Origin of the sequence: Streptomyces colwelliae, assembly GCF_048158785.1 — a bacterium.
Lineage (GTDB): Bacteria > Actinomycetota > Actinomycetes > Streptomycetales > Streptomycetaceae > Streptomyces.
In genome coordinates, this window is sequence record NZ_JBLTJC010000012.1 from 18,445 (window position 1) to 32,974 (window position 14,530).

The 14,530-nt window shown below is 67.8% G+C and carries 13 protein-coding genes and 1 pseudogene; 6 read left to right on the forward strand and 8 right to left on the reverse strand.

Annotated elements, in window-relative coordinates; translation table 11 throughout:
- Nucleotides 1–487 precede the first annotated feature (487 nt).
- Nucleotides 488–1,162 (reverse strand): hypothetical protein, encoded by a 675-nt coding sequence (locus ACNFOC_RS04375; protein ID WP_416956735.1) that lies wholly within the window; start codon nt 1,160–1,162, stop codon nt 488–490.
- Between the two features lie 92 nt (nt 1,163–1,254).
- Between ACNFOC_RS04375 and ACNFOC_RS04380 the strand changes: the two are divergent.
- The 4 genes and pseudogenes from ACNFOC_RS04380 to ACNFOC_RS04395 form a co-directional block, all read left to right on the forward strand.
- Nucleotides 1,255–1,455 (forward strand): annotated as a pseudogene (locus ACNFOC_RS04380) (IS701 family transposase); the annotation flags it as partial.
- A 141-nt stretch (nt 1,456–1,596) separates the two neighbouring features.
- Nucleotides 1,597–2,973: an IS1380 family transposase gene (locus ACNFOC_RS04385; RefSeq protein WP_416956737.1), complete on the forward strand. Its 1,377-nt coding sequence runs from the start codon at nt 1,597–1,599 to the stop codon at nt 2,971–2,973.
- A gap of 607 nt (nt 2,974–3,580) precedes the next feature.
- Nucleotides 3,581–5,161 (forward strand): AMP-binding protein, encoded by a 1,581-nt coding sequence (locus tag ACNFOC_RS04390; protein WP_416956739.1) that lies wholly within the window; start codon nt 3,581–3,583, stop codon nt 5,159–5,161.
- A 90-nt stretch (nt 5,162–5,251) separates the two neighbouring features.
- The gene (locus tag ACNFOC_RS04395) at nt 5,252–6,457 is read left to right on the forward strand and encodes an alpha/beta hydrolase (RefSeq protein ID WP_416956741.1); all 1,206 of its coding nucleotides are present in this window, start codon (nt 5,252–5,254) and stop codon (nt 6,455–6,457) included.
- 207 nt (nt 6,458–6,664) lie between these two features.
- On the opposite strand, the gene ACNFOC_RS04400 is transcribed toward ACNFOC_RS04395, so the two are convergent.
- The 3 genes from ACNFOC_RS04400 to ACNFOC_RS04410 form a co-directional block, all read right to left on the reverse strand.
- Nucleotides 6,665–7,999 carry a Vps62-related protein gene (locus ACNFOC_RS04400; protein WP_416956743.1) on the reverse strand — a complete coding sequence of 445 codons (1,335 nt, stop codon included), beginning with the start codon at nt 7,997–7,999 and terminating at the stop codon, nt 6,665–6,667.
- A gap of 119 nt (nt 8,000–8,118) precedes the next feature.
- Nucleotides 8,119–8,583 carry a hypothetical protein gene (locus ACNFOC_RS04405; RefSeq protein ID WP_416956745.1) on the reverse strand — a complete coding sequence of 155 codons (465 nt, stop codon included), beginning with the start codon at nt 8,581–8,583 and terminating at the stop codon, nt 8,119–8,121.
- A gap of 360 nt (nt 8,584–8,943) precedes the next feature.
- A complete protein-coding gene (locus ACNFOC_RS04410; protein ID WP_416956747.1) occupies nt 8,944–10,176 on the reverse strand; it encodes an alpha/beta hydrolase in 1,233 nt (410 codons plus the stop codon).
- A gap of 270 nt (nt 10,177–10,446) precedes the next feature.
- On the opposite strand from ACNFOC_RS04410, the gene ACNFOC_RS04415 reads away from it, so the two are divergent.
- Nucleotides 10,447–11,022 (forward strand): TerD family protein, encoded by a 576-nt coding sequence (locus ACNFOC_RS04415; RefSeq protein ID WP_416956749.1) that lies wholly within the window; start codon nt 10,447–10,449, stop codon nt 11,020–11,022.
- A 355-nt stretch (nt 11,023–11,377) separates the two neighbouring features.
- Here ACNFOC_RS04415 and ACNFOC_RS04420 read toward each other — a convergent pair whose 3' ends face one another.
- Together ACNFOC_RS04420 and ACNFOC_RS04425 are read right to left on the reverse strand one after the other, a co-directional pair.
- Nucleotides 11,378–11,827: a GIY-YIG nuclease family protein gene (locus tag ACNFOC_RS04420; protein WP_416956751.1), complete on the reverse strand. Its 450-nt coding sequence runs from the start codon at nt 11,825–11,827 to the stop codon at nt 11,378–11,380.
- Nucleotides 11,828–11,836: 9 nt separating this feature from the next.
- Nucleotides 11,837–12,091, reverse strand: coding sequence for a three-helix bundle dimerization domain-containing protein (locus tag ACNFOC_RS04425; RefSeq protein WP_328934963.1), 255 nt, complete (start codon nt 12,089–12,091; stop codon nt 11,837–11,839).
- A 284-nt stretch (nt 12,092–12,375) separates the two neighbouring features.
- Between ACNFOC_RS04425 and ACNFOC_RS04430 the strand changes: the two genes are divergently transcribed.
- Nucleotides 12,376–12,765 carry a hypothetical protein gene (locus tag ACNFOC_RS04430; protein WP_416956753.1) on the forward strand — a complete coding sequence of 130 codons (390 nt, stop codon included), beginning with the start codon at nt 12,376–12,378 and terminating at the stop codon, nt 12,763–12,765.
- On the opposite strand, the gene ACNFOC_RS04435 is transcribed toward ACNFOC_RS04430, so the two are convergent.
- Together ACNFOC_RS04435 and lgt are read right to left on the reverse strand one after the other, a co-directional pair.
- Nucleotides 12,730–13,560, reverse strand: coding sequence for a phosphatase PAP2 family protein (locus tag ACNFOC_RS04435; RefSeq protein WP_416956755.1), 831 nt, complete (start codon nt 13,558–13,560; stop codon nt 12,730–12,732). The two genes, ACNFOC_RS04430 and ACNFOC_RS04435, sit on opposite strands and share 36 nt — an antisense overlap.
- Nucleotides 13,557–14,447, reverse strand: coding sequence for a prolipoprotein diacylglyceryl transferase (gene lgt, locus ACNFOC_RS04440; protein WP_416956758.1), 891 nt, complete (start codon nt 14,445–14,447; stop codon nt 13,557–13,559). Before lgt ends, ACNFOC_RS04435 begins: the two co-directional genes overlap by 4 nt.
- Nucleotides 14,448–14,530 lie beyond the last annotated feature (83 nt).

Consider the following 14,530-nt stretch of genomic DNA (forward strand, 5'->3'; position numbering starts at 1 on the left):
ACGTCAAGCCCTACTACCGCCGGGTTTAACGGACTACCGGTAACACGTAAATGGTGTCGGCTAAAGACATTTTAAGTTGCATTCTCACTTGGCGGATCAAGCAGGCGGCTGCCCACCAGAATTACCGAGGGAACTAATCACCGAACCCGAGTAACGCATGTCCGTTTTCTCAGTCTTTCGCAGAACGAAAACACGAACCATCACAAGAATGCTGGGCCCAGTCAGAATCGCAGTCCCCCACCATTGCCCGCGAATCCCGAAATAGATTCCGCCCCCCAGGGAACTCAACGCGATAACAAACCCAGAGACGAGACCGAGCAAGTCCAAAGCATGTTTATGCTTATGCTTCATCGTCGCCAACTCATGATCCCTCTGCATCTGGGGCTCCAGAGCCCGTAAGGCAGCCCTTAAATGAGCAGGGGGAAGTTGCGCCCACTCCCTCGCAAACTGCAACGCACGAGCCTCTGACGATTCGTCTGGTAGCAGGTCAGGCACGATCACGCCCCGGTTCTTCGCCAGCGCCGCCCGGGCCACCGTTTCTTCCGCCCGGCCCCAAGGCCGTCTCAGGGGGGCCTCCCAGGAGTGTGAATAGGTCCCGAAGGCCTATTGATAATTCAGCCGCTGCGTACCTAATTTCAGGGCCAGTACCCAACTCCAACACGCCTCCCATTTGCTCTTCAAGTGCATCCATGGCCTCTTCGATGACGACCTCACGTTCATCATCTTCACCCACTCGAAGGCCTGGAGTTCTTGAATCTTTCCGAGGCGATTCATTGAGACGTGATCTGGCAACCCTCCTGTGCGCAAGCCCTTCAGGCGTAAGGATAGGGGCGGCAAAAATGAGGGCGAGATGGAAAATCGATTGAAATCCCACACCCATCACGGAAGCTTGCCACTTACCCACAGAAGATGAGGGTACACCGATTACCGCAACCATGATTCCAGAGAGAATAACCTCCGGAAGCTTCATGAGTATCATGACCCCGAAATCACTCAAAGACCACTCGAACAGTGGCGTTTTCATAAGGCGGGGACCTACAAAAATTGCTCCCAAAATGATTAAGAGCAGTGCGCTGCCGCTGGCCCAGAGACTTGCCTCTAACGGTTTCACGTCAGCAGCGTAGCCCTCCAAACCAACGGACGGGAAGCCGCCGGAGTCCAAATAAGCACTACAGGAGATCGAATATTTGTCCTACGCGAGCATGGATGAACTCAGGGGGCGACTTGATTGGGAACTACCGGTAGTCCGTTAAACCCGACGAGGGAGCAGAGAGGGGGATCCGTTACACCCCACCAGCCCCAACCGCCCTGCTGGCCCAGGGCCTTACGCGCCGTCCGTTCCTGGCTCACCCCGGCGATCACCCTGACCCGCTGGTGGCGCGCCTGGACCGACAAGGACCCGCCGCTCGAACTCCAGGCCCTCCTCGACGCGGTCACCACCGGCAAACCCCTTGATCTCTACCGCCGGGTTTAACCTCGCGCTTTCATGGAGCGGGCTGTCCGGCAGGCGGTCAGGAAAGCAGAAAGTGCCCCTGACCAGCAAGAATGAGGATTGTCGAGGTCCTTGTTCCTGCCACCGCCGGAGGCACTTCCCAGGTGAAGCACTCTATCGGGTCCTACCCCCGCGTCCGTGTCCAGGACGACGGCCGCCAGGTTGTCTCCCAGGCCGGTTCGGTCCTGCTCGTCGAAACGGTCCGCAAGACCGGCCTTGACCAGGCCATATCCCAGGCTCTGGCTCCGTGGCGCAAACCGCGGGCCGTCCACGATCCCGGCAAGATCCTCCTGGACGTTGCCCTGGCGGTCGCACTGGGCGGGGACTGTCTCGCGGACGTCGCGATGCTGCGGTGCGAGCCGGCCGTCTTCGGCCCGGTCGCCTCCGACCCGACCGTCTCCCGCCTGATCGACACCCTCGCCGCCTCCGGGGAGAAAGCCCTGCAGGCCATCCGGTCCGCACGGTCCGAAGTCCGTTGCCGTGCCTGGTCGTTGGCCGGCAAGAACGCCCCGGACGCCGACGGCCAGGTCGTCATCGATCTCGACGGCGTCCTCGTGATCGCCCACTCCGACAAGGAGGAAGCGGCCCCGACCTGGAAGAAGACCTACGGCCATCACCCCCTGACGGCCTTCCTCGACCACGGACCAGGCGGAACCGGTGAGCCCGTTGCCGCCCTCCTGCGACCGGGAAACGCGGGCTCGAACACGGCAGCCGACCACATCACCACCGCCCAACTCGCCCTGGCTCAACTGCCCAAGCACTACCGACGGGGGCGGCAGACCCTGATCCGCACGGACTCCGCCGGCGGCACCCACGACTTCGTTTCCTGGCTCGCCCAGCGGGGGCGCTGGCTGTCCTACTCGGTCGGCATGGTGATCACCGAAGCGATCCACGAACACGTGCTGAAGGTCCCCGCCTCAGCCTGGACACCGGCTGTTGAGACCGACGGTGAGGCCCGTGACGGAGCCTGGGTCGCCGAGCTCACCGGCACGCTCCTTAACGGCTGGCCCAAGGGCATGCGGCTGATCGTACGAAAGGAACGGCCCCATCCTGGCGCTCAGTTGAGGATCACGGACGCGGACGGCATGCGGATCACGTGCTTCGCGACCAACACCACCGGCCGGCCGATCGCCGCACTCGAGCTCCGACACCGGCTGCGGGCCCGGGCCGAGGACCGGATCCGGGCCGCCCGCGCCACCGGCCTGCGCAACCTGCCCCTGCACACAACAGCCCAGAACAAGGTCTGGCTGGAGATCGTCCAGATCGCCCTCGACCTGCTGGCCTGGATGTCCATGCTTGCCCTCACCGGCAAGGCCCGACTCTGGGAACCCCGCCGCCTGCGATTCCGCCTGTTCTCCGCGGCCGCTCAGCTCGTCACCACCGGCCGACGCAGGATTCTCCGTCTCACCCGGCACTGGCCCTGGACCGACGAGATCACCACCGCCCTCGAACGGCTCGCGCTTCTGGCCACCCCCGGCTGATCAGCACTTCCGCCATCCCGACGACAACACCACCCGCCCCCGGTCGTGGAACCCGGCGCCCACCCGACGCGACAACGGGGCCGTCGGCCTGCCCACCATCAGCTTCAGAAAGCGAAAGGGTCCACCGACTCCGTCGGCGGACCCTCGCGAAAGATCGAGGCTAACGGACTACCGATAGGTGGTGGCGAAGGGGAATTCGTCGCAGTCGAGGCTGGCTGTGCCGTAGTTGGGGATGCAGCCGCCGGTGCTTTGATGGCACGATCCGGCAAGGCGGTCGCCCTCAGCCCGTCCTCAGAGAAGCCTCAGGGTTCCGCCAAGGAGAACCCGGTGGCAGGAACCATGATCGAGCTGTCCAACCTTGACTGACCGAACCGCCAGGTGACGCCGATCCATGGCGACTGACACCGCTGCGCAGGGGTTCGACCGGCCCGCTTCCTGGTCGGGTCCGACCAGGCGGGCACCAGCTCATGCCTGCCTTGTCAGGCACGCGTACTGCGCCCTGTATGCCCCGGCCCGGGAGGGCCGTTCGAATACAAGCCCGTCGTCGCCCACCGCGCGGACAACTGGCGGTTCCGGCCAATGCCACAGACCGAGAAACGGAGTTCCCATGATCCACAAGAGCAAGTACCCGGATGTCCCCGACATCGACCGTCCCCTCCATGAACGCGTGCTCGGCGATGCTGCGCGGCGTGGCTCGCGGCCCGCCATGGTGGACGTGGCCACTGGACGCACACTGACCTACGGCGAGTTGGCAGGGCTGGTCCGCAAGCTCGCGGCGGGTCTTGCCGCCGAAGGCATCGGCAAGGGGGATGTGGTCGCGCTGCACTCGCCGAACACGATCCTTTTCCCCGTGGTCCTTTACGCCGCCACCACCGCGGGCGGGACGGTGACCACGCTGTCGCCGTTGGCCACGCCGGCCGAGATCGCGAAACAACTGATCGACTCCGAGGCGCGGCTGATGGTGAGCGTGTCGGTGCTGATCGAGACCGGGCGGGCGGCGGTCGGGGTGGTCAGGCGCATGACCGGACGCGACATCGAGATCCTGGTCTGTGACAGTGCCGACGGTCACCGGCCGGTGCTGGGGATGCTCAGCGACGGCGAGGTGCCGGCGTTCGAGACTGATCCGGCCGTGGACATCGCCGTGCTGCCCTACTCGAGCGGCACGACGGGTGTGCCCAAGGGCGTCATGCTGACCCACCGCAACCTGTGCACCAACCTCGATCAGGTGGACGCCCTGCATCGGGTCGGCGAGGGCGACCGGATCATCGCGATCCTGCCCTTCTTCCACATCTTCGGGCTGACCGCGCTGCTCAACAACGCACTGCTGCGCGGTGCGACCGTGTATGTGCACGCGCGGTTCGATCTCGACGCGTTCCTGAGCAGCCTGGAGCGCGACCGCATCACTCACGCATACGTCGCCCCGCCAGTGATGCTGGCGCTGGCCAAGCACCCCGCGGTCGGACATCTGGACCTGTCACATCTGCGGCGGATCATCTGTGCCGCGGCGCCGCTGGACGCCGGGGTGCAGGCGGCAGCGGCAACCCGGCTGGGCGTGGAGATCGGGCAGGGGTACGGCATGACCGAACTGTCCCCCGTCTCTCACCTCCATGCCGACGGCGACGTCGATGAACCCGCCGCCTGTGTCGGACGCCTGCTCCCGTCGACCGAGGCGCGGCTGGTCGACCCGGTCACCTGGCTGGACGTGGCGGCGGGCGAACCGGGTGAGGTATGGATCCGGGGGCCGCAGGTGATGAAGGGCTACTTCGGCCGCCCGGAGGCCACCGACGCGACGGTGGACGCGGAGGGCTGGCTGCACACCGGCGACATCGGGCGGGTCGACGAGGACGGGAACTGGTTCATCGTCGACCGGGTCAAGGAACTCATCAAGTACAAGGGCTACCAGGTGGCGCCGGCCGAACTGGAAGCGATCCTGGTGCAGCATCCCGGCATCGCGGACGCGGCCGTGATCGGCGTTTACGACGAGGAGGGCAACGAGATACCCAAGGCGTTCGTGGTGCCGATGACGGGGGTGCCGATATCCGCCGCCGAGGTGATGGCCCACGTCGCGGGCCAGGTCGCCCCGTACAAGAGGATCCGCCGGGTCGAGTTCATCGAGGCGGTGCCGAAGGCGGCCTCCGGAAAGATCCTGCGGCGCCAGCTGAGGGACCGGGAGCCAGCGCGCTCCTGAGACCCAGGCCGTACCTGCCGCCCCGGCGCTCGGGCCGACCCAGAGAGCCCACAACTCCCTTAATATGAAGGGATGTTGTAGAGTTTTCGTGTGGACGGCGCGGTTTATCGGTTCGGGCAGTACGCGTTGGACGCGGACCGCCGTCGGCTCAGCCGCGGTGGACAGCAGGTCGATGTCGACCCCCGGGCCCTCGAATTGCTGTGCCTCCTGGTCGAGCACCGCGACCGTGTCGTGTCCGAGGACGAACTGCGCGACAGGATGGGGCGCGGACGCACGGTCAGTGAGACCACTCTCGCCACGTGGCTGCGCACGGCCCGCCTCGCGATCGGCGACAGCGACACCGGGCAACAGCTCATTCGCACCGTGAGCCCGCACAGCCATCAGTTCGTCGCGACTACGACAGTGGTCCCCGGCACGCCGCTCTCTCCTCCCGGCGCCGCACCCGTCACGGAGGCCGATCACGAGGTCATCCGCTTCTGCCGGTCGGTCGACGGCACCCGCATCGCCTACGCCCTCACCGGCGAAGGCCCGCCCCTGGTGAAGACCGCCAACTGGCTGACCCACCTCGACCTCGATCGGACCAACCCGATGTGGGCCCACTGGTTCGACGGCCTCACCCGTGGCCGGCAACTCATCCGCTACGACGAGCGGGGCTGTGGGCTCTCCGAGTGGACGGTGCCCAGTTTCACCCTCGACGACCTGGTCGACGACCTCGATTCCGTGGTCGACGCCGCCGGCCTGGACCGCTTCCCGCTGCTCGGCGTGTCACAGGGCGGTGCGGTGGCGGTCGCCTATGCCGCGCGCCGTCCCGAGCGGGTCAGCCATCTGATGCTCACCTCGGCCTACGCCAGGGGGCTGCAGATCCGCGCGGGCAGTGACGCCGAGCGCGATGCCGCCGAGGTCGACCTCAACATTGCCCGCGCCGGATGGCGTTCGCAGGACAGCAGCTTCCTGCGCTACTTCGCCTCCCAGTTCCTCGCCGACGCCACTCCCGCTGAGTGGGACGCGTTCGCCGCCTACCAACGGCAGACGACCTCGCCCGCCAACGGCCTCCGCTTCCTTGAGGAGTTCACCCGCATCGACGTCTCGGGCATCGCTCGCGACGTGATCTGCCCCACACTGATCATCCACGCCCGCGACGACGCGCGCGTCCCCGTCGCACAGGCCCTGGAACTGGCCACGCTCATCCCCGACAGCCGGCTGATCCTGCTCGAAAGCCGCAACCACCTGTTCACCGCGGACGACCCCGCATGGCCCACCTTCCTCACCCACCTCTACAACTTCCTCTCCGAGTAGCCCGGCAGACGGAACGCCTGCGCTGACGAGAGGGCCCCGCGCGGCGCGGTGCACGGCCGTATCGGCGACTGCGTGCGGATGCCGGTCGCGCTCCGGTGGGTGTGGCGGTCGCACAGTCCGTGGCCATGCCGGGAAGAGATGGGCGACGGGCGAGGGCCCACCTGCACAGCGTCGGCCGGTGGGCCCCTGTTGCCCGCCAGGTGACGGTTACTGCTGGATCTCGGTGACGTCGGATTCGGTCAGGATCTTGAGGTCGATCCCCATGTCCTGTGCGGCCTTGATCTCCTCGTCCGAGAACTTGCGGGCGACGACGATCTTGGTGGCGTCGAGGTGCGGGAAGGTGCGACCCACGTAGTAGCCGGAGTTCAGCCTCAGGTTCGCGTCGGTGACCAGGGTGCCGTCGCCCCGGATCGGGACCAGCAGATGAGTGTCGGTCCACAGCGCGCCGGCATGGTCGGCGGGCACGTCGTACGACACGCTCACCGCCTTGTTCTCGAAGGTGGACACGCTGTAGCGCGAGGCGTACCCGAGTTCGAGGGACGCGCTCACCGTGGCTTCCGCATAGGAGCTGGCCCCCATGCCGAAGGGCTTGGCCGACGCCTCCACGCCCGCGGTGACGCTGACGGAGATCCCGACGTTCTGCGAGAACTCCTGCCCCCTCTCCTCCGAGACGCCTTGCTGGATCTCCTCGAGGATCGTCCCGCTGCCCGAGCCCCGGTAGTCCACGTGGCGGACGAGATCGTACTGACGCTTGCGCTGGATCTTGTAGAAGGGCGAGTTGGCCACCTTCCACGCCTCGGTGCGCCCATCGTCCTTGACCATGTGGTACGGCACGGTCACGGTCCGGTCGGTGACGATCGCCTGGGCCGGGGGCGGGTTGTAGGACGTCAGGGTCATCTCCGGGGCGTAGCCGGTCTTGTCGACGGCGGCCGGCAGGTCCAGCACCCAGGTCACGGCCGTCGGCGCGTGCGGCGTGTCGGGTCCGCAGCTGAAGGTGGCGGCCGGCAGGAGCAGATGCTCCTCGGTGTCGTCCGCCGGGAACAGCGGGGTCGTGACGGCCCAGAGGGCCTCCCCCGAGCCATTTACCCGAAGCGGGAGCCGGCCGAGTTCGCCGCGGCGTACATAGGCGCGTCCTTCGTGCACCTGCTTGACGCACACGAGGCCCAACTCAGAGACGCGGGGCTTGACAGCCCCCGCGCTCGTGTGCATGGTCACCACGTCTCCCAGGGCGACGTAGCCGGCGGGCGGGACGGGCCGCCAGATGTCGGCGTCGCGGGACGTCCAGGGGTCAAAACGGCCCACCTTCTGGAAGTCCACGGGCGGCCGGAGCAGGTCCTGGCCGGAGGAGAGGTCCTTGACCAGGAGCCCTCCGAACTCGCCGCCCGGCCACGTCGTCGAAGATGCATTGTTCGCGAAGACGGCGCCCAGGGCGCGCCATTGCCCGTCCCCCGCGGGGACTCCGGCCGGGAAGTACGGGTACGTGTTCGCGTGCCACTGCGTGGTGTAGGCGACCTCCAGGTCGCCGTAGCGCTGAGTGATCATGTGTCTGGGTTCCCCCTGTGGTGTTCCGAAATGGCGTCCGTGAAGGCGTCGAACGGCTTCACGGACGCCCGTGGTCTTGCCGGGCTGGCACCGCGCCGACCTGTGCGAATGGTGTGCGACTAGCCGATGACGATGTCGCAGTCGGCCCTGCCGTGGTCGGCGATGTCGGCGAAGTCCGCCTGGATGTTCGGGTCGTACGCCGCCGAGCTGATGGTGCGGGTCTTCTTGCCGGGCACGGCCTTGTCTCCGGTGGCGTGCGTGACGGTCGCCGCGTCCCACGTCAGATCACAGGTCCAGTGGAACGTGCGGACGAGGAGGTGCGAGTTGTGCCCGGTCCCGGTGATCGACCAGTTGCCGTCCGCGTTGACCACGAAGGAGACGCTTCCACTGACGCCCCGGCTGCTGTCACTCGCGGCGAACGTGACCGACTGGCCGTCCGCCGAGACGACCTTGGTCGTGTCGTTGGCCTGCGCGGGCACCGTTCCCAGCAGCAGGGCACCCAGCCCCGCCCCCGAGGCGATCAGCAGCGCCAGCCCCCGTCGAGTCCGAATTGTGCCGGACGTCCTGGTGTTGTCGAGTCGCATCGACTGTCCCTCTTCTCTCGTGTCTCTCTTGGATGAAGGCCAGGCTTGGGTGCGAGGTTCGTCAAGAGCCCCTCGGCCTGGCGTAGTTCGAGCTTCGGCCATACCCCGGTCTGGAGCTTGGGGGCGGTCTGAGGCTTCCCTGAGGGCGAGCTGAGGGCGCGCGTCCTCAGGTTGCGTGCCGAGCGGGTGCGGGGTGTCCCGAACGGGGCCTTCACGACGTGTAGGGGAGGGGGAGAGCAGCAGGGGACGGCCTCGGTGCCCGAGCACCAGAGCGGTGAGGTGGCGGTCACCGATCTCGTCGGTTGCTACCGCGGGCAGCCGATTGCGTAGTCTGGCTCCGGCCGGCCACCCGCTTCGAGGTCATTCCGCCAGGAAGGCGTCGATGTGGGTGAGGAACTCGTCCCAGGCCGGTTCGAACGCGGTCAGCAGGTGACTACGGCTCTTGAGCACGACCAGCCGGCTGTCCGGAATGAGCGCGGCCAGTTCACCGGCCTGCGAGACAGGCACCCGCTCGTCGTCCCGCGAGTGGATGATCAACGTTGGGCACTGCACCCGGTGGGCGATGTCGGACACATCGATCCGGGCGAACTCCTCCAGGAAACGCACCCCGTTGGCGGGCGACGTCGTCTGCCGCTGGAAGGTGATGAACTCCTCCCACTCCTGCGGCGTGCCCTCGGGCAGGAACTGGGAGGCGAAGACCCGCAGGAATTTGGCGTCCTGGTGGAGCCATCCGACCCGGGCCAGATCCAGATCGAGAGCCGCTTCGTCGCGCTCCGTCCCGTTCTGGGCTCTTACCTGGCGTCCCCGGGCGTAGGCGCCGGCGAGGATCAACCGGCTGACCCGCTCGGGATGGCGTACGGCGTAGGCCACGGCAACCGCACCGCCCTGCGACACACCGAGCAGGGGGAAACGGTCGAGCCCCACGGCATCGACCACGGTTTCGAGATCGTCGACCCAGTCGTCGAACGTGAAGCCGGGCACCGCCCAGTCCGACAGGCCGCACCCCCGCTCGTCGTACCGGACCAGTCGGCGGCTGCGCGCGAGACCGCGCAGCCAGTGCGACCACACCGGCGTCGTCCACTCCAGGTCGAGGTGGCTCATCCAGTTGGCCGCCTTGAGCAAAGGGGGGCCCGACCCGACGGAGGCATAGGCGATCCGGGTGCCGTCGCCTGCCCGGCAGAACCGGATCGTCTGACGGTCGGCGCCGATGGGGGCAGGTGCTGGCGGCGGCTCGGCACCGTGTTCTTGACCGGATTCGGCCGAAGGGCCGCCTCCGACGGCCTCCGCCGGGGCCACGAACTGGTATCCCCGCCGGTGCACAGTGCGGATCACCTGCTGCCGGCTGCCGGTGTCCCCCACGGCCAGCCGCGCGGTCCGCAGTGCCGTGGTCAGGGCAGCCTCGCTGACGAAGCGGTCACCCCACACCTCGTCCAGCAACTCGTTCTTGGTCACCACCCGGTCCCGGTGCGCGACCAGACGGCACAGAAGGTCCAGGGCCCGGGGCTCGACGTGAACCGACTCACCGGCTCGGTGGAGCTGATGCCGAGCCAGGTCCAGCTCGTACTCCCCGAAGCGATACTTGTCCCCCTCCACCTTTGCAGCGTACAACCCTCCTCCCTGGACGTACACACACGCGAGCGCGCCATGACCGGACAAAAGATCAACTGCCTTGGTCGGTCGGCATATTGACCAGGGGGCAGCAACCTGCCGACCGGCTCCAAGAGGTGGTCTCGCGTGCTGCCATTGCTGCCAGCTCGGTACGGAGGTCATCAAGGAAGCATCAAGTGGCAGGTCACAGGCCATACTTGACGAGGAGGGGCCGACCGGCCGTGGGATGGTTCGATGCGGGAAAGGTGGCGTCCGGTGAGCAGTGCGGGCAGGGGACTGGGGAAGGTCGAGGTGCGGCTCAAGTGGGACCCGAGTCCTCTGGGGGAACAGCCTCGGCATCTCGACATCATCGCCGCGACCTACTCCGCGGACGCCCTTTACGGGCGGCCGGTCTATGTCGTCCACTACGACAGCCGGTCACCCGACGGCACCATCAACATGCGCCGGCACAGCCGGACCGGGCTGGGCCTGGGATACGTCGAGGCCATGAGTCTGGAGTTCGACCGGCTGGCATCCGCCTACGGCCGGGTCGTGGTGGGGGTGGCCATCCATCAGGACGGCGGGCGCCGGACATTCGGCAACATGGCCAATGCCGGCGTACTGGTCGTCGAGGGATACAGGGAACTACTGGCAGACGACTTCGCCCGGGTCGCCGACTCGACCGCCACGACGGTCGCGGAGTTCACGAGGGACGGCTCCGGTACCTGGGAGTTCCACGACATGATCCAGGGCTTCGACAGCGATCCGTCGGTCTTCACCTTGGAAATGGGCGGCGCCGAGCCGTCCGGACCGGACGACACTCCGGGCACGCGTCCGGCCGGGACGATGTGAGCCCGCGCGCGAGACGCGCGGCTTTGTCGCTCGGTATGTGGTGGGCGCTGCTCGCCTCGGTCCTCTGGCTCCTGGGCAAGGCACTCGCAGAACCCGCCTCGCCGGGCCGGTGCGCGGCTTCGGCGGTCTTCCTCGTCGCTCTCGGGGAGGCCGGCGACTGGCTGCGTCGACGGTGGCGCTCCCGCCGGTTCCGATGACCCGATGCGGTGGCCCGGCCTGCCCTTCGCGGCGGAATCCGGGCTGGCCTAGGTCGGCACGTGGAACGTCTCCGGGCGAGGCCCGGCGCTGGTGAAGTAGGCGGCCCGCGCCCGCTTGACGCGTTCTCGGGTGGTGCCGTGCTCTGCGCCGTCGAGGTTCAGGGGCGGGCGGAGCCGGGAGATGAGCCTTGTCTCAGGGGAACGGGATCGGGGTGCTCGCACCAGGTGAGGCGGAGGCGTTGGCGCATGCAGCCGGTAAGGCGTTGCTCGTCCCCGGGGATCAGGACGACACGGTCGGTCCACGTGGTGCAGTACTCCTCCACCGGCATCAGCAACCCGGCCAGTGCGCGACGCAGGGTGGACCGGCCTGAGTCTCTGATGTGGTTGGGGACGATGCGGGTCCGCAGCCGCTTGGCCTTGCCGAGCCAGAGGAGGCGCTGCCCGGGAGAGCTCTCATTCGCCGGCCCGCCGACGGTGGCCACCGCCTCTGGCGCGGCCCACCAGGCGTACAGGCCCGTGGTGATGGGCAGGGCTGCGACTGCTGCGCGCAGGTCATGTGGCTTGGCGTGCGGGTCGGCCGCCGCCTGCAGCACGGTTGCGTCGAGCATGGGCGCACCCTAGACGTGGCGGAGCCGATCCGTCACAGGTTCGGTCGCTGTCGACGTCCGGCCGGAGTCCTTGCTCAGGATGCGGCGCGCCCGGCGTTCCACGAGGACGGGGACGTAGGTCCGGATGGGAAAACCCTTGAAGAAGGAGCGGGCGATGTCGACGGCGATTTCGATCTCACTTGGCGTGCGGTTGTCGCTGTACGAGGTCTTGAGGTGGTCGGTGAGGTGGTCGATGGCGACGTCCTCGTCGGGTTCGATCAGCATGACTCCCCTTGATGTCGGGGCTCGGTGAATTCCAGGGTGGGGCCCGCGACAGCGCCGTTGGACATTCCTCGGCGGGCCGGTTGCCCGCGTTGGCGGCACTGCCGCCGGGCCCCAATATGGGACGGTAGCAGAATAGTTCGGTAGCCGATGTAATGCCGGGGTCATGTGCACGCAAATGACTCGCTCAGGACGGGGGTCGTTGCTTTGCCGAGCTCGCATGGGAGCGGGCCCGCCCGGAGGCCGTATGGTCACGGCCGAACGTCTGGCGGCTCGCGGTCGGCACGGTGTGCTTCGGGGCGCTCGCGGGGCAGCTCTCCCCGCGCACCTCGTCCGGTACGGGCGGCGGCCTGGTCAGCATGGTGCGAGGTCTGGGTACGGCGCTGGGCCTCGCGCTCGCGCTGCACCTCGGCGGCGGGACCTCGGCAGTCGCCGTCGGCTCGGCCTTCCCGGGGGCCGCATCGACCGGTTGCAGGGCGGGTGCGTACCCGGTGAGCTGGCATGCGGCCGCCGGGGCGCCCGACGCGTTGACGGCCGGTACGGAAGTCGTGGTCACCGCCGTGACCGCGACCGGGGCGGTTGCACTGCAGGCGTGCTGGCTGTCGGCAGCGGCGGTGGTGCGGGGCCGTGGTGGCGCCGCGTCAGGGCCGGCTGGGCGTCAGGGTGTTCCGCCGTAGTGGTGGGTAGGCCGGGCGGCCGGTGAGCAGCCGTTGGATGAGGAAGCCGAGTGCGAGGGTGGCGGCGCCGGCTGCCGCGTCGGTGACGAAGTGGTTGGCGGTGGCCAGGATGACGGTGAAGGTCGCCACCGGGTAGCAGGCGCCCAGTATGCGCACCCAGGTGCGGCGGGCGAGGAAAGCCAGGGTCAGGCCGGCCCAGGCGGACCACACGATGTGCACCGAGGGCATGGCGGCGTACTGGTTGGACAGCGACGCCACGTCGCCGGAAGCCCAGGAGCCCCAGGTGTGGTGGACGACCACCGTGTCGATGAACCCCTGCCCGGCCAGGAGGCGGGGCGGTGCGGTGGCGCAGAAGGCGAAGCCGATCAGGGCCAGCAGGGTGGCTGTGTAGAGCGCCGTACGCACGGAGCGGTAGCGGCCGGGGTGCCGAACGTACAGCCACACCAGCACACCGATGGTCACGCTGAAGTGCAGGGTGGCGTAGTAGTAGTTCATCCCCACGATCAGCCAGCCGACCCCGTCGGCGACGTGGTTGACCGTGAGTTCGATGTCTACGTGCAGTTGCTGCTCGGCGTGCAGGATGGCGTGGGCGCGGTGCAAGGCGGCGGTGCGGTGGGCGGGGACGGCATTGCGGGTGAGGGTGTAGGCCCAGTAGAGCAGCGCGGTACAGACCAGCTCCGTCCATAGGCGGGACCGGTCCAGGGGGCGCAGTCTCGCGGGCAGCAGTGGACCGACGTGCCATCGGGCAGGGGTTTCGCCGGCGGTGGCGGGTGTGGCCTCGGGCACCGTGGTCACACCCGTTCCCGGCCGGACGGGCCATCCATGATCGATGTAAGCGCGTTCTTCCGATCCTCGCCGGGCGGGTAGGGGGCGTCGTCACCGCTGCGGGACCGGCGGGTGGTGAACAGATAGAGGAGCGAGCCGGTGAACAGCAGCAGGGAGACGTAGTCGTTCAGGCGCAAGCCCAGGAAGTGGTTGGCATGGTCGATGCGCAGGGCCTCGATCCAGGCCCGGCCGGTGGTGTAGGCGAGGACGTAGCAGGCGAACAGGCGTCCGCGGCGCAGGCGTTGGTGGTGCCGGGCGTCCAGCAGGAGCAGCAGCGCCATGACGGCGAGGTCCCACAGGGACTCGTACAGGAATGTCGGGTGGTACAGGGCGACGGTGGGGCTGTCGGCGGGGCGGTGGGCCGGGTCGATGTACAACGCCCACGGCAGGTGCGTGGGGCGGCCGTACAGTTCCTGATTGAAGTAGTTGCCCCAGCGGCCGATCGCCTGCGCCAGCACCAGCCCTGGCGCGACGGCATCGGCGAAGTCGGACAGCCGGATGCCGCGGCGGCGGCATCCGAGCCAGGCACCCACCGCCCCGAGGGCCACCGCGCCGGGAATGCCCAGGCCGCCATCCCAGATGAACAGGGCGTGCAGAGGCTGCTTCCCGGCCGCGAAATACAACTCGGGGTCGGTGATCACGTGGTACAGGCGACCGCCGAGGATCCCGAAGGGCACCGCCCAGATCGCGATGTCGGCGATGTCCTCGCGCCGGCCTCCGCGGGCTTCCCAGCGGCGGCCGGTCAGCCATACGGCGGTGAAGATACCGGCCAGGATGCACAGCGCGTACGCGCGGACCGGGATCGGCCCCAGGTGCCACACGCCTTGGGAAGGGCTGGGCAGGTAGGCGAGGTTCATGGGCTCGACCGTTCTCGCGTGCGTGGGCAACCGGCCGCCGGGCCGGGGAAGGATCTGACTGACAATACATCGGACACCGAAGT

What these genes read in the sequence shown, in the direction of transcription:
- ACNFOC_RS04405 (WP_416956745.1), bottom strand. Translation starts at nt 8,583, where the DNA reads ATGCGACTCGACAACACCAGGACGTCCGGCACAATTCGGACTCGACGG.
- ACNFOC_RS04400 (WP_416956743.1), bottom strand. Translation starts at nt 7,999, where the DNA reads ATGATCACTCAGCGCTACGGCGACCTGGAGGTCGCCTACACCACGCAG.
- ACNFOC_RS04420 (WP_416956751.1), bottom strand. Translation starts at nt 11,827, where the DNA reads ATGCTCGACGCAACCGTGCTGCAGGCGGCGGCCGACCCGCACGCCAAG.
- ACNFOC_RS04425 (WP_328934963.1), bottom strand. Translation starts at nt 12,091, where the DNA reads ATGCTGATCGAACCCGACGAGGACGTCGCCATCGACCACCTCACCGAC.
- ACNFOC_RS04390 (WP_416956739.1), top strand. Translation starts at nt 3,581, where the DNA reads ATGATCCACAAGAGCAAGTACCCGGATGTCCCCGACATCGACCGTCCC.
- lgt (WP_416956758.1), bottom strand. Translation starts at nt 14,447, where the DNA reads ATGAACCTCGCCTACCTGCCCAGCCCTTCCCAAGGCGTGTGGCACCTG.